Origin of the sequence: Pseudomonas sp. B6(2017), assembly GCF_002112765.1 — a bacterium.
GTDB lineage: Bacteria > Pseudomonadota > Gammaproteobacteria > Pseudomonadales > Pseudomonadaceae > Aquipseudomonas > Aquipseudomonas piscis.
The window spans coordinates 120,698-139,401 of record NZ_NEIQ01000007.1 but is presented as its reverse complement, the minus strand read 5'-3'; the positions used below and the strand labels follow the sequence as shown (position 1 = coordinate 139,401).

Genomic DNA, 18,704 nt, shown 5'->3' with positions numbered 1-18,704 from the left:
GCAGTTTCGGGCGCTAGACTAAAGTCGGTCTATATTGTGTCGATGACACTTTTGTGCAGATCTCGATCAAGCTCTTTATGTGTACGGGCGGTGACTTTAAGAGCGCTGCTTCGTCTTAAGTTTCAGCATCCGGCGATGTGTCACTGCCAGGTATCTTGAATCAGAGCCAGGCGGGGATGGCAAACGGCCATCAGGTCCTTTTTTCTGGTCTGTGACGGGTATGGCTTGAGCATTCATGCCAAGGGCGCCTAATATTTTGTAACGTGCTCTCTTGGTGCAAGATTCTACTCGGCGCCTGACAGGCACGAGGTGGCGTAAGTTGTTCCTTCGCCGGAAAAACATCGGTAAGGTAGGGGTCAGCATTCCAGACCCGCAAGGAGTAGTGATGAGCGAGGCGTTGTCCATCCACCATGACCAGGTTGGTCATCAGTTCGAGACCAATGTGGACGGTCATCGTGCCTACCTGACCTATATGGACCTGGGTAAGCAGACCCTGGATATCTACCGCACCTTCGTGCCCAACGCCCTGCGGGGGCGTGGCATCGCTGCGGCGCTGACCGAGCAGGCCCTGGAGTACGCCGACCGCATGGGCTACACAGTGATCCCATCCTGCTCGTATGTGGAGCGCTATATGGAGCGCCACCAGCGCCACGCGGCAAAACTCTGAACAGGGTGATAATGAAAAACGCCGGGCTTGTGCCCGGCGTTTTCGTATCTGGCGAAATCAGCTGCGCTTGCGTTGCGGCAGGACATCCTTGAGCTTGGCATGCATGCTGCGCAAGGTCTTCTCGGTGCTTTCCCAATCGATGCAGGCATCGGTGATCGACACGCCGTATTGCAGCTCCGACAGGTCCTTTGGGATCGCCTGGCAGCCCCAGTTCAGGTGGCTCTCCACCATCAAACCGATGATCGACTGGTTGCCTTCGAGAATCTGGTTGGCGACGTTTTCCATCACCAGTGGCTGCAGCGCCGGATCCTTGTTGGAGTTGGCGTGGCTGCAGTCGATCATGATGTTCGGCTTGACCTTGGCCTTGTTCAAGGCCTGTTCGCAGACCGCGACGCTGACCGAATCGTAGTTCGGCTTGCCGTTGCCGCCCCGCAGGACCACGTGGCCGTAGGCGTTGCCCTTGGTGGTGACGATGGACACGCCGCCCTCCGGGTTGATCCCCAGGAAGCGGTGAGGGCTGGAAACCGATTGCAGGGCGTTGATCGCGACGGTCAGGCCGCCATCGGTGCCATTCTTGAACCCTACTGCCGAGGACAGGCCGGAAGCCATCTCGCGGTGGGTCTGGGATTCGGTGGTGCGCGCGCCGATGGCCGACCAGCTGATCAGGTCCTGCAGATATTGCGGGGAGATCGGGTCCAGGGCTTCGGTGGCGGTAGGCAGGCCCATTTCAGCCAGGTCCAGCAACAGCTGGCGGCCGATGTGCAGGCCATCCTGGATCTTGAACGAGTCGTCCAGGTAGGGGTCGTTGATCAGGCCTTTCCAGCCAACGGTGGTACGAGGTTTCTCGAAGTACACCCGCATGACCAGGTAGAGAGTGTCGGAAACTTCGGCGGCCAGGGCCTTGAGTCGTTCGGCGTACTCATGGGCCGCCTTGATATCGTGGATCGAGCAAGGCCCGATGACGATGAACAGACGGTGATCAGTGCCATCGAGGATGTTGCGGATCACTTCGCGACCGCGGGTCACGGTGCGCAAGGCGGTGTCGCTCAGCGGAATGTCTCGCTTGAGTTGATCGGGAGTGATCAGGGTCTCGTTGGAGGCGACGTTAAGGTCGTTGATCGGTAAATCAGCCATCGTGTTACTCGTCAGGTCACGGATGCCGGCCGCCAGCGATCCCCGAGAGCGGCGGAGCACAGCGGATTTGGGCGCGTCGGGGAGCCGAACCTTAGCGCGTTACCCGGGGGCTCGACAATGGGCAGGGTGCGGTTTTATGGGGCTATGGCTGTATGAATGCCTGGCGTACCCGGTCCTCGGAATAATCCTGCGCGTGGCGCTCGACCCAGTCCAGGGCCAGTGCCTCGATACATTGCTGTTCGCTCTGGGGCTCGTGCAGGCGACAGTAGCGAGCGATCTGGCAAACCTGTTCACTCATGCGTGCGCCGAACAGCGTCTGTTCGTCGACGAAGGCGATGCCCACCAGGTAGCCACGCTTGCGCTTCAGGCACCAGGCCACATAGCCGTTATAGCGGGCATACTCACCCAGGGTCGGCATGTGCACTTCAAGCGCGGTGCCGCGACGCCAGGCGCGATGGTAATTGCAGGCCATGCCGCCGAGGCTGATAGTGTGCAGCCGCTGGCGCGAAATGCAGGCATGCTTGCGCAGGGTCAATTCAACCGGAACATCATCAGGATGAGGCAGAAACCGTCCCATGACCGCAGACTCCGAGTGTCGTCCAACTGACATTGTTTCCCGAAGTATAGTGGCCCAATTGGAGCTGACCGATTTCGACGTCGACCAGACCTTGCTGGGGCTGTCGGGGGTTTCCCTGGTGATCTTCACCAGCCCCGGCTGTTCCGCCTGCCGTTGGGCACGGCAGCAGTTACCCAGGCTGGATTTGCCGGTCGATCGTCTGTGCTGGATCGATGCCGGTGACAATGGCGGCGCGGTGGAGCGTTACCAGGTGTTCCACCTTCCAGCATTGTTCGTGGTGCGCGATGCTCGGTTTCATGGGGGCATAGAATCGCGGCTGACGGCTGGAGAGCTTGCCCTGGGCCTGGATCAGGCGCTTGAACGATTACCAGAGGAGTTGCCGTGATGGATGCAGTTCGCAAGCCGCGTGTGGGCATTATCGGGACCGGGGCAATCGGCGGTTTTTATGGGGTGCTGCTGGCCCGTGCCGGTTTCGACGTGCACTTTCTATTGCGCAGTGAATTTTCGGCCGTCGTCGAACAGGGGCTGCGCTTGACCAGCGCGGTACATGGCACCTTGACCCTCGATCCAGTGCAGGCCTACGCCAGCGCCGAGCAGATGCCGCCTTGCGATTGGCTGCTGGTGGGCGCCAAGAGCACCAGCAACCTGCAACTGGCACCGGCGATCATCCAGGCTGCCGCCCCGGGAGCCAGGGTCCTGTTGTTGCAGAATGGCCTGGGTGTCGAAGACCAACTGCGTGGTGCTTTGCCCGACTCGCTGCATCTATTGGGCGGCTTGTGCTTCATCTGTGTCCATCGTGCCGGCCCCGGGCAGATCGAGCATCAGGCCCTTGGCGCCGTGAACCTGGGCTATCACAGCGGTCCCGCCGGCGACCCGGCGCTGCGCCAGGCGATCGTCGAGGAGGGGGCCGGGTTGTTCCGTGAAGCCGGGATCGATTCCCAGGCCATGGGCAACCTGCAGCAGGCGCGTTGGCAGAAGCTGGTGTGGAACGTGCCGTACAACGGCTTGTCGGTGCTGCTGCGGGCGAGTACCACGCCGCTGATGGCCGACCCGGACTGCCGGCAGTTGATCCAGGATTTGATGCGAGAGGTATTGCAGGGAGCTGCGGCCTGCGGCTACGCCATTCCCGAGGCCTATGCCCAGCAGTTGTTCAAGTCCACCGAGTTCATGCCCGACTATTGGCCCAGCATGTACCATGATTTCCTGCAGCGGCGCCCGCTGGAACTCGGGGCTATCTACGCTGCTCCGTTGGCTGCCGCGCAGGCAGCGGGTTGCGAGCTGCCGAAGATCCGGGCGTTGTACCAGGCCCTGGGTTTCATCGATCGACATCCGGCCTGAGGCCGGCCCATCACCTCAACTAGGAGCGAATATGGCAAAGGGACTGGACGGCAAGCTGGTGGTAGCGATCTCTTCGCGGGCACTGTTCGACCTCAGTGACAGCCATAAGGTCTACCTGGCCCAGGGGGTGGAGGCCTACCGGCAATACCAGATCGAGCACGAGGAGGAAATCCTCGAACCCGGTGATGCCTTTCCCCTGGTCAAGAAGCTCCTGAGCCTGAATGCCAGCCTGGGGCGGGCGCGAGTCGAGGTGGTACTGGTATCACGCAACAGCGCCGACACGGGCCTGCGAGTGTTCAACTCGATCCAGCATTATGGCCTGGGGATTTCCCGGGCTGCCTTCGTTGGCGGGCGCAGCCCCTATCCTTACCTGGCGGCCTTTGGCAGCGACCTGTTTCTTTCCACCCATGCCGAGGATGTGCGCAGTGCGCTGGAGGCCGGTTTTGCCGCGGCAACCATTCTTTCCGGTGGCACCCGGAGGGCGGAGAACGGCGAGCTGCGCATTGCCTTCGATGGTGACGCGGTATTGTTTTCCGATGAGTCGGAACGCATCTACCAGTCCGGCGGTCTGGAGGCGTTCCAGGCCAGCGAGCGCCAGTCGGCCCGCGAGCCTCTGCCAGGTGGGCCGTTCAAGGGATTCCTGGCGGCGCTCAACCTGCTCCAGGGCGAGTTCCCCGGCGATGCCTGCCCGATTCGCACGGCACTGGTCACTGCACGTTCGGCCCCGGCCCACGAACGGGTGATCCGGACTTTGCGCGAGTGGAACATCCGCCTCGACGAGTCGCTCTTTCTCGGTGGCCTGGAAAAGGCCGCCTTCCTCGAAGCCTTCGCCGCCGATGTGTTCTTCGACGACCAGGCCGGTCACTGCGAGCTGGCGCGAGAGGTGGTAGCCACCGGTCACGTGCCCCATGGCATCAGTAACCAAGCCAAGGCCTGAGCCCCCCGGAATCCGGGGCTCGCACACCTCCAGGCACTGCTAAGCTGAATCAATCTCCGCCAGATTGGCAGTTGAGGAGGTCGTATGATTCGTTCGATGCTGTATGCCACGGACCTCGGTGTGTACGCCCCCTATGTGATGCAGCACGCCCTGGAATTGGCTCGAACGTTCAATGCCGACCTACACGTGGTGCACGCCGTCGAACCCATGGGGTTGTTCGCCGAGTCGGTATTGCAGAGCTATCTGGACGAGCAGTCGCTGAACGAGTTCCATCGCCAGGGGCTGAACACGGTGATGGCCAATATCGAGCAGCGGGTGCTGGACAGCTTTCGCGAAGAACTGGGGGAGGGCATGCAGGACCTGACCCTGATCCAGTCGGTACGTGTCCTGCAGGGAGACCCCTCGCAGGTGATACTCGAGCAGACGGCGAAACTCTCGGTGGATCTGTTGATCGTAGGAAGTCACAGCCATGGGGTGGGGGCGCAAACGCCGTTGGGCCGCACCGCCGCGCGGGTCTTGCAACTGGCCAAAGTGCCGGTTTACCTGGTCCCCCTGGTGCAGCGGCGACGCCAGGGCGACGCCTGAGGACGGAATGGAAAATTCTGAAGAAAAGTTCTAGATTTATTCTCCTGACCATTAATATAGTTATATACCGTCGCTGATACCCGTGGCGCCTACCTGCTTTGAGGGATTGATATGAAGCTTCAACAATTGCGCTACATCTGGGAAGTGGCGCACCACGACCTCAACGTTTCCGCTACTGCCCAAAGCCTCTACACCTCGCAACCGGGTATCAGCAAGCAGATCCGCCTGCTCGAGGACGAACTGGGTGTCGAGGTCTTCGCCCGCAGCGGCAAGCACCTGACCCGCGTGACCCCGGCGGGCGAGCGAATCATCAACACCGCTGGCGAGATCCTGCGCAAGGTCGAGAGCATCAAGCAGATCGCCCAGGAATTCTCCAACGAAAAGAAGGGCACCCTGTCCATCGCTACCACCCACACCCAGGCGCGTTATGCCCTGCCTCCGGTGATCAGCAGCTTCATCAAGCAGTACCCGGATGTGGCCCTGCACATGCACCAGGGCTCGCCCATGCAGATCGCCGAGATGGCTGCCGACGGTACCGTGGACTTCGCCATCGCCACCGAGGCGCTGGAGCTGTTCGGCGACCTGGTGATGATGCCGTGCTACCGCTGGAACCGCTGCGTGGTCGTGCCCCAGGGCCACCCGTTGACCAAGCTGCCGAAGCTGACCCTCGAGACCCTGGCCGAATACCCTATCGTGACCTACGTGTTCGGCTTCACTGGCCGCTCCAAGCTCGACGAAGCCTTCAGCCATCGCGGCCTGACGCCCAAGGTGGTATTCACCGCCGCCGACGCCGACGTGATCAAGACTTATGTGCGCCTGGGCCTGGGCGTGGGCATCGTGGCCAAGATGGCCGTGGATACCAAGCTCGATAGCGACCTGGTGGTACTGGATGCCAGCGAGCTGTTCGAGTCGAGCATCACCAAGATCGGTTTCCGTCGCGGTACCTTCCTGCGGGGCTTCATGTGCGACTTCATCGAGAAGTTCGCCCCCCACCTGACCCGCGAAGTCATGGCCAAGGCCATCCAGTGCCATAACAAGCAAGAACTGGAAGAGCTGTTCGACGGCGTCGAGCTACCGGTCCACTGATTTCCCGCCGGCCTAGCGCACCTCGGTGACAGTGAACTGTTGCCGAGAGCCGGCCACCACGATTTCCACTTCATCACCCTCGAACTTGCCAAGCAGGCCCTGGCCCATGGGCGAGCGTGGAGTGATCACCGTCACTATCTGGCCGACCACCTGGACCTTCAGCCCCGCTGCGTCGGGCCCGAGGAACAGCCACTGTTCGCGCCCGCGCTCATCTTCCAGGCCCAGCAGGCTCCCGACCTGGATGCTCGATTGCGCATCGCCGGGGCGCAAGACCAGGTTCTGCCAGAGCCCCAGGGCCTGGCGGATTTCCTCGACCCGCCTGGATTGACCGGCGGCCAGGTACGCGGCTTCAAGCCCCAGGGTGTCGTACTTGTTCTCGGCGACGCTCTCTTCGTGGGTTGCGGTTTCGTAGGCGGTTTGCGCCGCTCGCAGGGCGATCAGCAGATCGTCCTGGAGCTGTTGCAAAATCAGTTGGTAGACGGACTGTTTATTCATGGTCAATTACAGAACTGCAGGACGTTGGCCCGGCTCTTGTCGGTCGGCGCGGTCTGGTCCTGCTGCAGCCAGAACTGGCACTTGGGGTTGGACAGGTTGCGCGGGTTGCTACGGGCGTTCTCCAGGGATTGCAGTTCCTCGTTCTTGCGCAGGTTTTCCTGGTATTGCTCGAACAGGCGGTTGGGCTGTTCGGGGGCGGCCACGGCGGGTTTGCCCAGCTGTTGCACGGCCTGGGCCACCGGCGCCAGTTGCTGGCTGAACAGAAAGTGCGAGGCCAGCCAGCAGGTCAGGGCGATCGCCAGGAACCCCAGCCACAGGCCCAGGGCGATACTGGCGCTGAGCGCCAGGGCATTGAAGCCGATGCGCAATGGGCGGCGGGCGGGCGGACGGTGCGGCATGTTTGCCTCCTGGCGGGCAAGGTTGAACGAGAGCTGATTGTCGCACGAAGATTAATCGAGGTCGGCTCTTCTGCGCAGGGGCATTTATGCGGACAATCGGCGCCTTTGCCAATCGGGGACAGGAATGAAAGCCTCCTGGGACATTTTTTGCAGCGTGGTCGACAACTACGGGGATATCGGCGTGACCTGGCGTCTGGCCCGGCAGTTGGTGGCCGAACATGGTTGTGCCGTGCGCTTGTGGGTCGACGACCTGCGCGCCTTCGAGCGGATCTGTCCGGAGATCGACATGGACAAGGACCGCCAGCAGCAGGACGGGGTCGAGGTCCGGCATTGGCCGGCCCAGTGGCCAGGTGAAGTCGCGGCCGATGTGGTGATCGCTGCGTTTGCCTGCCAGTTGCCCCATGCCTATATGGAAGCCATGGCCGATCGTGAACGGACGCCCTTGTGGTTGAACCTGGATTACCTGAGCGCCGAGGATTGGGTCGGGGGCTGCCACGGCCTGCCCTCGGTGAAGTTTCGTGGTGTGCAGAAGTACTTCTTCTTCCCGGGATTCCAGGCGCAGACCGGCGGGTTGCTGCGCGAGAGCGGCCTGCTGGAGCGACGCCGGGCGTTCCAGGCTGACCTCGAGGCCCAGGCGGCATTCCTTCGCCAGCTTGGGGTGGTGCCAGCCAGCGATGCCCGGTTGATGTCGCTGTTCGCCTATGAAAATGCCGGCCTGGCTGGCTGGCTGGACGCCCTGGCCGCCGATCGGCGCCCCACCCATTTATTGGTGCCCGAAGGGCGCATCCTCGGTGATGTGCAACGCTGGCTGGGCGTCGACTCCTTGGCCGTGGGCAGCGTGCTGGCCCGGCAATCGCTGACGCTCCAAGTGCTGCCTTTCATCCGCCAGGAAGATTATGACCACCTGCTGTGGTGCTGCGATTTCAACGCAGTACGGGGCGAAGACTCTTTCGTCCGGGCGCAATGGGCGGGGCGGCCGATGCTCTGGCACATCTATCGCCAGGACGAAGACATCCACCTGGACAAGCTCGAGGCGTTCCTCGCGCTATATACCCAGGGGCTGTCAGTCGAGGCCGGGGCGGCGGTGCTGGCCCTGTGGCGGGCCTGGAACACCGAGGGGCAGATGGCCGATCCCTGGGAAAAACTGCTGCGACATTGGCCGGAAATCGCCGCGCATGCCGAACAATGGTGTCTGGAACAGGGCTTGCAGGCCGATCTTGCTGCGGCGCTGGTGCAGTTTTACCTAAATTGGATATGATACGCGGCCTAGATTTTTGTAAATCCCATCCAAATTCGGATATTCGCAATGAAAACTGGTAAAGAACTCAAACCCGGTACCGTGATCCGTATCGACAACGATCCTTGGCTGGTTCAGAAAGCTGAATTCACCAAGTCCGGTCGTAACAGCGCGATCATGAAGACCAAGCTGAAGAACCTGCTGACCGGTTACAAGACCGAAACCGTTTACGGTGCGGACGACAAACTGGACGACGTGATCCTGGATCGCAAAGAAGCGACCCTGTCGTTCATCAGCGGTGACTCCTACACCTTCATGGACACCACCGACTACACCATGTACGAGCTGAACTCCGAGGACATCGAAGCCGTTCTGCCGTTCATCGAAGAAGGCATGACCGACGTCTGCGAAGCCGTGTTCTTCGAAGGCCGCCTGGTTTCCGTTGACCTGCCGACCACCATCGTGCGCCAGATCGACTACACCGAAGGTTCCGCTCGCGGCGACACTTCGGGCAAGGTGATGAAGCCTGCCAAACTGAAGAACGGCACAGAGCTGAGCGTTGCCGACTTCATCGAGATCGGCGACTGGATCGAGATCGATACCCGCGAAGGCGGTTCTTACAAAGGCCGCGCCAAGGTTTAAACCTGGCCGTTCTTGTAGATGAAAAAGCCCGACCTTGAGTCGGGCTTTTTTGTGCCTGCAATTCGTCGTTTCAGACGCTTACGTGCAGGCGAACCTCGACATTGCCGCGGGTGGCGTTGGAGTAGGGGCAGACCTGGTGAGCGGCATCTACCAGGCTTTGTGCCTCGTCCCGGGCCAGGCCGGGCAGGTTGACGTGCAGGTCGATGTCCAGGCTGAAGCCGCCGGGGATCTGGCCGATGCCGACATGGGCGGTGATCGAGGCGTTGTCTGGCATCTTGCGCTTGCTCTGGCTGGCCACGAACTTCAAGGCGCCGATGAAGCACGCCGAGTAGCCGGCGGCGAACAGCTGCTCCGGATTGGTTGCCTGTCCACCCGCACCGCCCAGCTCCTTGGGAGTGGCCAACTTGACGTCGAGGATGTTGTCGCTGGAAACGGCACGACCGTCACGGCCACCGGTGGCGGTTGCAACTGCGGTATAGAGAGTCTGCATGGTGAAAGCCTCGTTCTGGTTTGTAGGTGCTAATTATTGGTGCGCTAAGTAATCTGGGGAAAATATATTGCGCTAATATTTAGTGCGCAAGATAAATTTTCGTGTAAAACCGTCCATAGGGCGCTTTTAATGGCTAACCGATTGATTAGTAACGAAAATATTTTTTGACGAAGGACCAGCCCCGAGGCGGGGCCGGTAGGCTCTGGGGAGGGCTAGAGGCTTTCTTGCAGATTACGGCGCAGGGCCAGCAGGTCTTCCTGCAACTGGCGCAGTTGCGCCACCGTCTGGCCGCTGGCGCCGAGGATGCATTGCGGTATTGCCTGGGCCTGGGCTTGCAGGGCACGGCCCTGTTCGGTCAGTTGGACGATCACCACCCGTTCGTCTTCACGGCTTCGCGTACGGCTGAGCAGGCCCTCGGCCTCCAGGCGCTTGAGCAGTGGGGTCAGGGAGCCGGGGTCGGTGAGCAGGCGCTGGCTGATTTCGCCGACAGTCAGCCCATCCCGCTCCCAGAGCACCAGCATCGCCAAGTATTGTGGATAAGTCAGCCCCAGACGCTGCAATAGCGGTTTGTAGACCTTGGTCATCAGCAAAGAGGTGGAATGCAGGGCGAAGCACAACTGGTTGTCCAACAGCAGTGGATCGCAGGCGGGCGAGGTGGTGCGTTCGGTGGTCATGTCGAAGCCTTGATCATTGATGGTCCTGAATCTAGCGGGCGAATCTTTAATGCGCCAGATGAATTTCGCCAGGGCTCAGCCCATGGTGCTCTGCAGGGCCAGGTCCCATGGCGGAATAGGGCTGAACCGGCTCTTGAGGTACTCCAGCAGCAGACGGCTGCGGGCATTGGGATGCTGCTCCATGCGCAAGGCATAGATACCGGCGGTTTCCGGCTTGGGCAAACCGCCGTTGCAGAACAGCGGCACCAGTTCCCCGCGCAGCAGATATTCGCTGGCCAGCCAGGTCGGCAGGTGGGCGATGCCCAGGCCGGCCAAGGCCCCGGACAGCAGGGCCTCGGCGTTGTTGGCACTGAAACGGATCCGCCGCGGACGATGAGTCTGCAGTTGGCCGTCGAGCTCGAAGCGCCAGGCGAACAACGGAGCCAGGCCGTCCCAGTCCAGGCCATCATGCTGGTCGAGTTCGGCCGGGTGGACCGGGGTGCCGCGGCTCTTCAAGTAGGCTGGGCTGGCACAGGCGATCCGCACGATGCTGGCCAGGGTCGTGGCCACCATGCGCGTGTCCACCTGCTGTCCGGCCCGCAGTACCAGGTCGACCTTGCCCAGATGCGAGCCTTGCATGTCGACGAAGCTGTCGATCAAGTGCAGTTGCACGTCCAGGCCCGGGTACAGCATCAGGAAATCCGCGATGGCCGGGGCCAGGTGGCGGCGGCCGAAGGCGGCAGGAGCATCGATGCGGATCAGCCCCTCCGGCGCATGGCTCAAGGACACTGCCTCGGCCCTGGCCAGTTGCAGTTCGGCGACGATGCGCCGGGCCCGCTCGGCGAATGCCAGGCCGGCCGCGGTGGCTACTACGGCATGGGTGGTACGCATGAACAGCGTGGTGCCCACGGCTTTTTCCAGGCCGTCGATACGCCGGGCCACTGCCGAAGGGGTCAGGGGATGGCGGCGGGCGGCGGCGGAGAAGCTGCCGGCTTCCAGTACATCGAGAAACAGCCCCAGTTGTTCAGTAAGGGTATTGGGATTCATGGTCAGCTCGCCTATGCGAAAACAGCAAAGCCATTGTGCGTTGTTGTGCGTTTCCGTACCAGCAGTGACTGCGTAGCATGCAAGCCTCGAGTGAGGAGAGCGGTCTTGATCGATTTAGTGATGTATCTGCTATTGGGCGCGGCCCTGGGGACGGTCGGGGGCCTGTTTGGCATCGGTGGCGGGTTGATCGCCATCCCTGTGCTGGGGGTGTGGTTCGGTCTGGACCAGCAACTGGCCCAGGGCACGGCGCTGGTGATGGTGGTGCCGAACGTGATGCTGGCGCTGTGGCGTTATCACCAGCACAACCGTATCGAGGCCCGGCATGCCTTGCCCCTGGCGCTGATGGGCTTCAGCTTCGCCTGGCTCGGTTCGATCTGGGCGGTGGGTATCGACCCACAGAAAATGCGCACCATCTTCGTGGTTTTCCTCCTGGCCCTGTCCGGCTACAACCTGTTGCGGCTGTTCGGCAATGTTCCCGCGACAGCTTCCTCGATGCGCTATTCCTGGCCTTGGTTGGGAGCGCTGGGAGCGGCTTCCGGGGCGCTCGGCGGGCTGTTCGGGGTCGGCAGCGCGGTAGTTGCCACCCCGGTGCTGACCAGTGTCTTCGGCACCTCCCAGGTGGTGGCCCAGGGCTTGGCCCTGGCCCTGGCGCTGCCCAGCACCGGGGTGACCCTGATGACCTATGGTCTGCATCACCAGGTGAACTGGCTGGTGGGCCTGCCCTTGGCGGCCGGTGGCTTGCTGAGCATCAGTTGGGGCGTGAAGGTCGCCCATGCCTTGCCCGAGCGCCTGCTGCGCGCATTGTTCTGCGCCTTCCTGGTGATGTGCGCAGTGATGCTGGGACTCAGGACTTGAAACCCTCGACGATATGCTCGGCCAGGCATTCGGTGATCGGCGATGGCTGGTTGAGGTTGCGTACCAGCATGATGCTGGCCTCCGGTAGCAACGGCAGGCCTTCGGCCTCTCCCAGGATGCGCAAGTCAGGTGTGATCAAGCTCTCCAGTTGGGCAGTGACCGCCAGCCCCGCGCTGACCACCGCCATGATCGCCGACAGGCTGGAGCTGTTGTAGGCGATGCGGTAGTCGAGGCCGCTGGCATCCAGGGCGTTGCAGGCCCACAGCCGGCAGAAGCAGTCGCTGTTGAACATCGCCAGGGGTAGCGGTGTTTGCCCCGGGGGCTCGAAGCACTCGGCCGCGGCCCAGACGAAACGCTCCTTGCGCAGCAACTGGCCGATTTCGTTGCCCGGCTCGCGAGTGACGATGGACAGGTCCAGGTCCTGGCGCTGCAACAGTTGCTTGGACGATTCGCAATGCACCTCGATCTGGATCAACGGGTAACTCTGGGCGAATCGCGACAGGATGCCCGGCAGGAAGCGCATCACGTAGTCATCCGGAGTGCCGATGCGCACCAGGCCCACCATATGCGGCTCACGCAGGGTATTGAACACCTCGCTGTGCAGCTTGAGGATGCGCCGGGCATACCCCAGCAGCACCTGGCCTTCGGCGGTGAGCTTGACCTGGCGGCCGTCGCGCTGGAACAGCTGGCGTTGCAGCACGTCCTCCTCCAGCCGTTTCATCTGCATGCTCACCGCTGACTGGGTACGGTTGACCCGCTCGCCGGCCCGGGTGAAACCACCTTCATCGGCGATGGCGACGAAGGTGCGCAGTACTTCGGTATCGATGCTGGGGAACTGGGACATTCATCAAACCCTGAGATGGATACGCAGGAAGCATTCTTGCGGCTGATCTTATTCCCCACGGGCCAGCGCCGTCATCCCCCGGGCTGCCCGTTCATGCCCGGCTTCGGGATGACAGCCAGGCCAGTACTTGTTGCGGATTCTGGTCGGGGGGGAACACCGGGTAGAACACCTGCTCGATCCGCCCGCCATCGATCACCAGGGTCAGGCGCTTGAGAAAACGCCTGCCGTTGAGCTCGAACTGTGGCAGGGCCAGGGCCCGGGCCAGGTGTTCCTCGGCATCGGACAACAGCGGGAAGGGCAGGTGCAGGCGTTCGACGGCTTCGCGCTGGTAGGCGCTGTCCTGGCTCGACAGGCCGAACAATTGCGCTACGCCCGCTGCTGCAAGCTCCTGGGCATGATCGCGAAAGGCACAGGATTGCGGGGTGCAGCCACGGGCCCCGGGGGTCTGGTCCCAGCCTTCGAGCAGCGGCAGATCCGGCCGGCCGGTACGCGGATAGATATACAGCACCGTCCGACCTGGCAGCACGGACAGGTCCACTGCCTGTCCGATGGTCGAGGGTAGCGACAATCGTGGCAGGTACCGGCCGGCCAGGTGCCGGGCCGCGCCGTCATCCTGGGGAGCGGGAATGCTCGACCAATCCACGTTCAGCATGTCTCTCATCGTTAATGCTCCTTGGTGCTCCGGTTGCGCTTGCCGGTCTCGTCGCCTCCGGCGGCTGCAAGACTGTTATAGGTGCTATCGCTTGTTTCCGCTCTTGTTGAGGGGCTATCCGAAGTTGATAGTTTGGCAATAGTTATTATCAGGCCTGGAAATAAGCAAGTTTCGATACAGTGGTTGGCTATGGTTTTATTTTTATTAATTGCCTGCGGCGATAAGAATTTCAGGTTGGGGATAATGCCGATTAATGGCATGTTTTATCTTTTTTCAAGTTTGCCTAAAGCTATATCCGCTACTAGTGTTGCGGGTGCCATGTACAGATGGTCTGTACTGGGAATGCGACCAACTTTGGAGGGTCCTTTCATGAGCGCGAAAGCGGAACATGCCGAACCAACTAATGCAGAACTTACCCAGCTCAAGGCCAAGCTCAAGGCCGGCAAGCTGGCGCCAGAAGACCTCAAGGCCCTGGTCGGCCTGGTAGAGCGTACGGAGAAGGCTGCCAAGCAACTTAGGGCAGCCATAGTCGAGTAACCGACGCTAACGTCTTGGAGGGCGGATCAGAAATGGAAATCACTACTCGGAACAATCATGTTGATCTATCTGAACCATTGCGTAGCCCTCCATTTTTAGCGCGAAGTACCCATGGCGATCATGCGGTGCTGTTATTGGGAAGCCTGGAAGCTCCGATCTCGACGCTGAGCGACAATGCCTCTTTTACCGAGCGCCTGGCCCAGAGCCTCAACTTATCGATACTGGGCAGTCACTTCAGCGCGGAAGAATTCATCTTGTTGCTCGGCGAGCAATACACCGCCGCCGAAGAGTTCGTATATGGCCATCCGATCTGGAGAAAGATCCGCGAGGGTGATCAATCCGCGTTGCATGCCTACATCCTGGAAACCCGGCATTACCTGGCTGCCGCCGCTTCCCGGATGTGCCCTGCCGTCAGCCCGGGTATCGGCTTGTCACCGATCACCCTGATGCTCTCCAGGCATGCCCTGGAGGAATGGGATCACGCGCGGTTCTTCAACGAGGCCCTGGAGCTCATCGGTTGCTCGAACGACGTGGTGCGGCTGGCCAGGCCCTTGCCGGCGACCCTGGAGTGGATCCACCTGTCCCGGCACATCGCGGCCATGGGCGAGTTGGTGTCGGCCGCCTGTTCCGGCTTCATGGAGCATTCCTCGGTGGAGAAAGAAGCCGTGATTGGCTGGCACGACCTGCTGGTGGGCCACAACCTGCTGAGCCCCATGGCCACCAACAAAGTGCTGGGCCACTTCGCCACCGACCTCGACTACGGGCACTCCGAGAACTGGAAGAAGGCGGTCCGCACCCAGGACTGTCATCCCGCCTCGGTGGTGGCCAGCGTACTGAACACGGTGTGCAGCCTGAGCGAGATGATCTACCGCTGGTTGTCCGCCCTCGAGCAGGGCTGCGCCAGTTCCATCGTCACGGCGGCGCAAGTGCTCGCCGAGGATGGCCTGGACCAACCGCTGCGCGATTGCGATTCGCCGCTGGAGGTGGGCATCTTCCAGGGCTTGCCGGTCTGGCCGGCCAGTGTCATGAGCCTGGTCAACGGCGAACGCTCTGGTGATGACAGCCCTTCGGACATCATCGTCGCTTCCTGTTATGCCCTGGGGCACCGGGTGCCACAACTGGCCGCCAACGGCGCGCCGTTCTGCCTGCTGCTGGGGCAGATCCACGAGCAACTGGTCGACAGCCAGGGTGTCGGCGCCGACAGCGTCGCGGCCATCGAACGGATGACCACGGATTGGCTGGTGTCGGTGGACGGCCATCCTTTATGGCAGCAGATGACCCAGGGGTGCAGCGACGAACTGGTGATTGGCTACATGCTGGAGAATTTCCATTACCTGGCCTCGGCCACCCGCCATGTCAGCCCGGCGATTGCCGCCTGCCAGGATGCACGGATCCGCGAAAACCTGTTGCAGCACCTGCAGGACGAGCTGACCCATTGCGACATTCTCAAGCCTCGCCTACGGGAGCTGGGAGTCCGGCAGCCTACGGCGATGCGGCCGCTGCCCACCACCGCGGCCTTCGTCGGTTACCTCAGCGACCTGGCGCGCCATGACTGGAAGGGCTACCTGATCGGTTCGACCTACCTGCAAAAAAGCCTGAGCGAATGCCGCGGCGATGATCGCCACATGAAGTTCTATTCCCGGGTTTCGGCCAACAATCCCCGTTGCGCCGCGCTGCTGGGGGCCATGGCGGCCCACGATGAGCTGGATGATGAACTGGGCCATGACTTGCGACCCTCGCGCAATATCCAGTACCTGCTGGCACGGGGCGAGGTGAGTCGCGATTCCGTGGCGCGGGCGGCGATCCTGCCGTCGCTGGCCTGGAGTTTCCTGGATGGCATTCGCGCCCATTACTGCACCGGCAAGGATTCGGTCCTGCAGCGCCAGGCCTGGAGTGCAAGATGAACCGGCCCTACTTCCAGACGGTGCAGCCCCTGGCGCGCCTGCATGAGCTGCTGTTCGAGGAGCGGGACTTCGACGCCCTGGCCAGGCGCCTGCCGGAGCCGCGCATGTCGCTGGCGATGTGGCGCGATGTGCTGCACAGCGAGTTGCTGGCGTTGTTTCGCTGGGCGCTGATCCGCGCCAAGGAGGACCTGGGCCAGGCGCAGGCCCAGGCCTACGGCGAGGAGGTCCTGTGCCTGTTGCCTTACTACGGTTTTTGCCTGCATGCCATTCGCCGCGCCGTGCCATTCGCCTTGATGGGTATTGCTACCACGGTGTCGGTACGCGATGACCGTTATCCGCAGGCCAGCGCAGTGATCGCCGAATTGGCGAGACTGCTGCAGGTGCAGGAGCTGCTGCGCGTCAGCGACCAGCCCTCGGCGAGCCTGGCCAGGCAGTTCCAGGGGCGGGACGGGTTGATCGTCCTCACGGGCAAGCAGTCCACCTATGCCAGCTTGCGCAGTCGTTATCCGCAGGCGCGAATCATGGGGGCGACGGGCTGTTGTGCGGTGGTCCTGGCGGCGGCTGAAGAGCCGGCGCGGCAGATCGAAAAGCAGCGCATGCAAGGCCGACTTTCAGTTAGTTGCAGCAATCACGGGCATACCGTGCTGGTCGAAGCGCTGGCCCCTGGGGCGGCGGTGCTGGCCGTCGATGGCAGCCGGCCGACGACCCGGCCTCGCGTGGAGGACGTCCTCGGGCAGTTGCATCCGTCCATAGTGCTGGCGCCTTCGGCTGCGGACCTGCCCGACGACCTGGGAGGCTACAGCCTGTTGGCATGGGAGGAGGCCGCGACGGCCAGTCTCGATGGTTTCGGGCGGGACCCTCTGGGCGGCTGGCCCGGAGACTACCGGATTTGAGATGGCGTTGGATGGGCAAGGATGATTCATCAAATCCTGAGATGTAGAGCATAAGAAACATTCGTTGGATTGATCATTTGCCCAGGCAGACACTGTCGTCATCCTACAGGAGGACAAGATGATGAAAGGTCAAAAGGGTTATCTGTTGGTCCAGTCGTTCCACGGCTTCTCGCTCGCGGCCTTGTGGCACAAGGTTGCGCGCTGGTACGTCCTGGGTCATGAGCGGCGGATGCTGGCGGGCTTGAACGATGAGGCGCTCAAGGATATCGGCTTGTCCCGGGCGGATGTGGAGCACGAACGGGCGCGGCCGTTCTGGGACGATCCGTTGTTGAAATGAGTGCCCGCCGGTTCGCTGGCCAACGGCGTGCCGTTTCAGTGCACAGGTAGTTCGAAGGTGGGGCGCACCAGGGTTTGTACCCGGTTGCGGCCCTTGCCCTTGGCGTCGTACAGCGCTTCGTCGGCCTGGGATAGCAGGCGCGACAGGTCATAGTCCAGGGCCTGGCTGGTCACCACGCCGATACTGACGCTGAGCAGCCCGGGCTCGAGCAACGTCAGGTCGGCGAAGGTCTCGCGGATGCGCTCGGCCACCCGTACCGCCTCTTGCTCATCCACCGCCGCCAGCAGGCAGGCGAATTCCTCGCCGCCGATACGACCGAAGGCGTCGTTGGCGCGCAAGGTGCGCACCAATACCTGGCTGAAGGCGATCAGCGCCTGGTCGCCGGTCTGATGGCCGAAGGCGTCGTTCAGGCGCTTGAAGTGGTCAAGGTCGCACAACAGCAACGCCACTGGTACGCCTCGTCGTTGGCAGTTGGCCAGCAACCGTTCGCCATTGGCCATGAATGCCCGGCGATTGCCGATCCCTGTCAGGGCATCACAGAAAGCCGCGGCCTTGAAGCGTCGCTCCACTCGTTCCTTGACCATGGCCAGGGTCACGTAGGCAATGCCGATCACGTAGACCATCGATTCGAACAGCATGAACGAAAAGAACGGTACGCCTTCGCCTTGGCCATCCAGGGCCTGGGCCAGCCCCAGGCCCTGGTCGATGACGCTGCGCACGACATAAAAGCAGGTATGCAGGATGGTCAGTACCAGGGCCGGGACATAGGCCACTTCCAGGCTCCGGCGGCTGCGCCAGAACTCCAGGGCCGTCAGTGCTCCATAACCACCCGCCAGCAGCGAGTACACCGTGACCCGTACCGGCATCGATTCATGGAAGGCCGGGACCAGACAAAGTGCCAGCCACAGGCCGGCGCCGGCGAGCATGCCGGCGACATGGGGTTCACGTCCGGCGAAGATCCGCATCGCCGTCCAGTTCAGGGCCGCGCTGAACAACAGGACCACGTTGCCGAGCACGACGGGAACCCAATGCGCCCCGTGATGGCGCCAGCTCACCAGCACCACGCCAATCGATGCAAGCAGCATCATGCTGCCCAGATAGGCCAATGGCCGTTCGCGGCTTTCCCGCAGCCAGGCATGCAAGGTCAGCAGGCCCATCAGGAAGAAGATGAACACGGATACCACGAGCAAGGTGGGGAGGTGCAGCGTCATATCCTGGTTCTCATCAGCAAGGGCGGAGCGGAAAACAACCGCCGGTGCGGCTCATTGCCATTAGTGGGCGCGATTGTAGCCAGAACGGTGACCGGAGGGGGCAGTAACTGGTGCGCTGCAAAGGCGGCGAGTTTGCGCTTGCAGGGCAGTGCGGTGCTATCGATGGCTGCCCGGGTCGGTCGGTG

General features: G+C 62.0%; 24 protein-coding genes. 13 read left to right on the top strand and 11 right to left on the bottom strand.

Annotated features, from left to right (window positions below; all coding sequences use genetic code 11):
* Positions 1–385: 385 nt before the first annotated feature.
* Positions 386–667 carry a GNAT family N-acetyltransferase gene (locus CAG11_RS13650; RefSeq protein ID WP_022640086.1) on the top strand — a complete coding sequence of 94 codons (282 nt, stop codon included), beginning with the start codon at positions 386–388 and terminating at the stop codon, positions 665–667.
* Positions 668–724: 57 nt separating this feature from the next.
* Here the strand turns inward: CAG11_RS13650 and CAG11_RS13645 are convergent, their stop codons facing one another.
* Together CAG11_RS13645 and CAG11_RS13640 are read right to left on the bottom strand one after the other, a co-directional pair.
* Positions 725–1,801 carry a 3-deoxy-7-phosphoheptulonate synthase gene (locus CAG11_RS13645; RefSeq protein WP_022640085.1) on the bottom strand — a complete coding sequence of 359 codons (1,077 nt, stop codon included), beginning with the start codon at positions 1,799–1,801 and terminating at the stop codon, positions 725–727.
* A 142-nt stretch (positions 1,802–1,943) separates the two neighbouring features.
* Positions 1,944–2,378, bottom strand: coding sequence for a PilZ domain-containing protein (locus CAG11_RS13640; RefSeq protein WP_085596752.1), 435 nt, complete (start codon positions 2,376–2,378; stop codon positions 1,944–1,946).
* Here CAG11_RS13640 and CAG11_RS13635 point away from each other — a divergent pair.
* The 5 genes from CAG11_RS13635 (at position 2,377) to cysB (ending at position 6,324) form a co-directional block, all read left to right on the top strand.
* A complete protein-coding gene (locus CAG11_RS13635) occupies positions 2,377–2,763 on the top strand; it encodes a thioredoxin family protein (protein ID WP_085596751.1) in 387 nt (128 codons plus the stop codon). The two genes, CAG11_RS13640 and CAG11_RS13635, sit on opposite strands and share 2 nt — an antisense overlap.
* Complete coding sequence (locus CAG11_RS13630) at positions 2,763–3,716, top strand: putative 2-dehydropantoate 2-reductase (protein ID WP_085596750.1); 954 nt, start codon at positions 2,763–2,765, stop codon at positions 3,714–3,716. The genes CAG11_RS13635 and CAG11_RS13630 overlap by 1 nt, the downstream gene beginning before the upstream one ends.
* 31 nt (positions 3,717–3,747) lie before the next feature.
* Complete coding sequence (locus CAG11_RS13625) at positions 3,748–4,653, top strand: 5'-nucleotidase (protein WP_022640081.1); 906 nt, start codon at positions 3,748–3,750, stop codon at positions 4,651–4,653.
* Between the two features lie 84 nt (positions 4,654–4,737).
* Positions 4,738–5,238 (top strand): universal stress protein, encoded by a 501-nt coding sequence (locus CAG11_RS13620; RefSeq protein ID WP_022640080.1) that lies wholly within the window; start codon positions 4,738–4,740, stop codon positions 5,236–5,238.
* Positions 5,239–5,349: 111 nt separating this feature from the next.
* A complete protein-coding gene (gene cysB, locus CAG11_RS13615; RefSeq protein WP_022640079.1) occupies positions 5,350–6,324 on the top strand; it encodes an HTH-type transcriptional regulator CysB in 975 nt (324 codons plus the stop codon).
* A gap of 12 nt (positions 6,325–6,336) precedes the next feature.
* Here cysB and CAG11_RS13610 read toward each other — a convergent pair whose 3' ends face one another.
* Complete coding sequence (locus CAG11_RS13610) at positions 6,337–6,819, bottom strand: GreA/GreB family elongation factor (protein WP_085596749.1); 483 nt, start codon at positions 6,817–6,819, stop codon at positions 6,337–6,339.
* Between the two features lie 2 nt (positions 6,820–6,821).
* The gene (locus tag CAG11_RS13605; protein WP_085596748.1) at positions 6,822–7,217 is read right to left on the bottom strand and encodes a hypothetical protein; all 396 of its coding nucleotides are present in this window, start codon (positions 7,215–7,217) and stop codon (positions 6,822–6,824) included.
* A gap of 124 nt (positions 7,218–7,341) precedes the next feature.
* Here CAG11_RS13605 and earP point away from each other — a divergent pair, with 124 nt between their 5' ends.
* On the top strand, positions 7,342–8,475 hold the full coding sequence (gene earP, locus CAG11_RS13600; RefSeq protein ID WP_085596747.1) for an elongation factor P maturation arginine rhamnosyltransferase EarP: 1,134 nt from the start codon (positions 7,342–7,344) through the stop codon (positions 8,473–8,475).
* A gap of 48 nt (positions 8,476–8,523) precedes the next feature.
* Entirely contained in the window at positions 8,524–9,096 is a 573-nt protein-coding gene (locus CAG11_RS13595; RefSeq protein WP_053133142.1) for an elongation factor P, read from the top strand.
* Between the two features lie 70 nt (positions 9,097–9,166).
* On the opposite strand, the gene CAG11_RS13590 is transcribed toward CAG11_RS13595, so the two are convergent.
* From CAG11_RS13590 to CAG11_RS13580, 3 genes are all read right to left on the bottom strand, one after another.
* Positions 9,167–9,586, bottom strand: coding sequence for an organic hydroperoxide resistance protein (locus CAG11_RS13590; protein WP_085596746.1), 420 nt, complete (start codon positions 9,584–9,586; stop codon positions 9,167–9,169).
* A 212-nt stretch (positions 9,587–9,798) separates the two neighbouring features.
* Positions 9,799–10,260 carry a MarR family winged helix-turn-helix transcriptional regulator gene (locus tag CAG11_RS13585; RefSeq protein WP_022640072.1) on the bottom strand — a complete coding sequence of 154 codons (462 nt, stop codon included), beginning with the start codon at positions 10,258–10,260 and terminating at the stop codon, positions 9,799–9,801.
* 75 nt (positions 10,261–10,335) lie between these two features.
* Positions 10,336–11,286 (bottom strand): LysR family transcriptional regulator, encoded by a 951-nt coding sequence (locus tag CAG11_RS13580; protein WP_085596745.1) that lies wholly within the window; start codon positions 11,284–11,286, stop codon positions 10,336–10,338.
* A gap of 105 nt (positions 11,287–11,391) precedes the next feature.
* On the opposite strand from CAG11_RS13580, the gene CAG11_RS13575 reads away from it, so the two are divergent.
* Positions 11,392–12,141 (top strand): sulfite exporter TauE/SafE family protein, encoded by a 750-nt coding sequence (locus CAG11_RS13575; protein ID WP_085596744.1) that lies wholly within the window; start codon positions 11,392–11,394, stop codon positions 12,139–12,141.
* Here CAG11_RS13575 and CAG11_RS13570 read toward each other — a convergent pair.
* The 3 genes from CAG11_RS13570 to CAG11_RS33165 all read right to left on the bottom strand — a co-directional run bounded on the left by CAG11_RS13570 (position 12,131) and on the right by CAG11_RS33165 (position 13,897).
* Positions 12,131–12,985, bottom strand: coding sequence for a LysR substrate-binding domain-containing protein (locus CAG11_RS13570; protein WP_085596743.1), 855 nt, complete (start codon positions 12,983–12,985; stop codon positions 12,131–12,133). The two genes, CAG11_RS13575 and CAG11_RS13570, sit on opposite strands and share 11 nt — an antisense overlap.
* A gap of 91 nt (positions 12,986–13,076) precedes the next feature.
* Positions 13,077–13,646: a peroxiredoxin gene (locus tag CAG11_RS13565; protein WP_085596742.1), complete on the bottom strand. Its 570-nt coding sequence runs from the start codon at positions 13,644–13,646 to the stop codon at positions 13,077–13,079.
* A 2-nt stretch (positions 13,647–13,648) separates the two neighbouring features.
* The gene (locus CAG11_RS33165) at positions 13,649–13,897 is read right to left on the bottom strand and encodes a hypothetical protein (protein WP_143494556.1); all 249 of its coding nucleotides are present in this window, start codon (positions 13,895–13,897) and stop codon (positions 13,649–13,651) included.
* 109 nt (positions 13,898–14,006) lie between these two features.
* Between CAG11_RS33165 and CAG11_RS33795 the strand changes: the two genes are divergently transcribed.
* The 4 genes from CAG11_RS33795 (at position 14,007) to CAG11_RS13550 (ending at position 17,308) form a co-directional block, all read left to right on the top strand.
* Positions 14,007–14,174 (top strand): hypothetical protein, encoded by a 168-nt coding sequence (locus CAG11_RS33795; RefSeq protein WP_022640067.1) that lies wholly within the window; start codon positions 14,007–14,009, stop codon positions 14,172–14,174.
* Positions 14,175–14,299: 125 nt separating this feature from the next.
* Positions 14,300–16,078 (top strand): hypothetical protein, encoded by a 1,779-nt coding sequence (locus CAG11_RS13560; protein ID WP_177409121.1) that lies wholly within the window; start codon positions 14,300–14,302, stop codon positions 16,076–16,078.
* Entirely contained in the window at positions 16,075–16,971 is an 897-nt protein-coding gene (locus CAG11_RS13555) for a hypothetical protein (protein WP_085596741.1), read from the top strand. Before CAG11_RS13560 ends, CAG11_RS13555 begins: the two co-directional genes overlap by 4 nt.
* A 121-nt stretch (positions 16,972–17,092) precedes the next feature.
* On the top strand, positions 17,093–17,308 hold the full coding sequence (locus CAG11_RS13550; protein ID WP_053133421.1) for a DUF1127 domain-containing protein: 216 nt from the start codon (positions 17,093–17,095) through the stop codon (positions 17,306–17,308).
* A 35-nt stretch (positions 17,309–17,343) separates the two neighbouring features.
* On the opposite strand, the gene CAG11_RS13545 is transcribed toward CAG11_RS13550, so the two are convergent.
* Positions 17,344–18,519 (bottom strand): diguanylate cyclase, encoded by a 1,176-nt coding sequence (locus tag CAG11_RS13545; RefSeq protein ID WP_085596740.1) that lies wholly within the window; start codon positions 18,517–18,519, stop codon positions 17,344–17,346.
* Positions 18,520–18,704 lie beyond the last annotated feature (185 nt).

Coding starts and splice junctions, on each gene's coding strand:
- CAG11_RS13635 (WP_085596751.1), top strand. CDS start 2,377: ATGACCGCAGACTCCGAGTGTCGTCCAACTGACATTGTTTCCCGAAGT.
- CAG11_RS13550 (WP_053133421.1), top strand. CDS start 17,093: ATGAAAGGTCAAAAGGGTTATCTGTTGGTCCAGTCGTTCCACGGCTTC.
- CAG11_RS13555 (WP_085596741.1), top strand. CDS start 16,075: ATGAACCGGCCCTACTTCCAGACGGTGCAGCCCCTGGCGCGCCTGCAT.
- CAG11_RS13625 (WP_022640081.1), top strand. CDS start 3,748: ATGGCAAAGGGACTGGACGGCAAGCTGGTGGTAGCGATCTCTTCGCGG.
- cysB (WP_022640079.1), top strand. CDS start 5,350: ATGAAGCTTCAACAATTGCGCTACATCTGGGAAGTGGCGCACCACGAC.
- CAG11_RS13605 (WP_085596748.1), bottom strand. CDS start 7,217: ATGCCGCACCGTCCGCCCGCCCGCCGCCCATTGCGCATCGGCTTCAAT.
- CAG11_RS13590 (WP_085596746.1), bottom strand. CDS start 9,586: ATGCAGACTCTCTATACCGCAGTTGCAACCGCCACCGGTGGCCGTGAC.
- CAG11_RS13585 (WP_022640072.1), bottom strand. CDS start 10,260: ATGACCACCGAACGCACCACCTCGCCCGCCTGCGATCCACTGCTGTTG.
- CAG11_RS13610 (WP_085596749.1), bottom strand. CDS start 6,819: ATGAATAAACAGTCCGTCTACCAACTGATTTTGCAACAGCTCCAGGAC.
- CAG11_RS13650 (WP_022640086.1), top strand. CDS start 386: ATGAGCGAGGCGTTGTCCATCCACCATGACCAGGTTGGTCATCAGTTC.
- CAG11_RS13645 (WP_022640085.1), bottom strand. CDS start 1,801: ATGGCTGATTTACCGATCAACGACCTTAACGTCGCCTCCAACGAGACC.
- CAG11_RS13570 (WP_085596743.1), bottom strand. CDS start 12,985: ATGTCCCAGTTCCCCAGCATCGATACCGAAGTACTGCGCACCTTCGTC.
- CAG11_RS13630 (WP_085596750.1), top strand. CDS start 2,763: ATGGATGCAGTTCGCAAGCCGCGTGTGGGCATTATCGGGACCGGGGCA.
- CAG11_RS13565 (WP_085596742.1), bottom strand. CDS start 13,646: ATGAGAGACATGCTGAACGTGGATTGGTCGAGCATTCCCGCTCCCCAG.
- earP (WP_085596747.1), top strand. CDS start 7,342: ATGAAAGCCTCCTGGGACATTTTTTGCAGCGTGGTCGACAACTACGGG.
- CAG11_RS33165 (WP_143494556.1), bottom strand. CDS start 13,897: ATGCCATTAATCGGCATTATCCCCAACCTGAAATTCTTATCGCCGCAG.
- CAG11_RS13580 (WP_085596745.1), bottom strand. CDS start 11,286: ATGAATCCCAATACCCTTACTGAACAACTGGGGCTGTTTCTCGATGTA.
- CAG11_RS13595 (WP_053133142.1), top strand. CDS start 8,524: ATGAAAACTGGTAAAGAACTCAAACCCGGTACCGTGATCCGTATCGAC.
- CAG11_RS13620 (WP_022640080.1), top strand. CDS start 4,738: ATGATTCGTTCGATGCTGTATGCCACGGACCTCGGTGTGTACGCCCCC.
- CAG11_RS33795 (WP_022640067.1), top strand. CDS start 14,007: ATGAGCGCGAAAGCGGAACATGCCGAACCAACTAATGCAGAACTTACC.
- CAG11_RS13640 (WP_085596752.1), bottom strand. CDS start 2,378: ATGGGACGGTTTCTGCCTCATCCTGATGATGTTCCGGTTGAATTGACC.
- CAG11_RS13545 (WP_085596740.1), bottom strand. CDS start 18,519: ATGACGCTGCACCTCCCCACCTTGCTCGTGGTATCCGTGTTCATCTTC.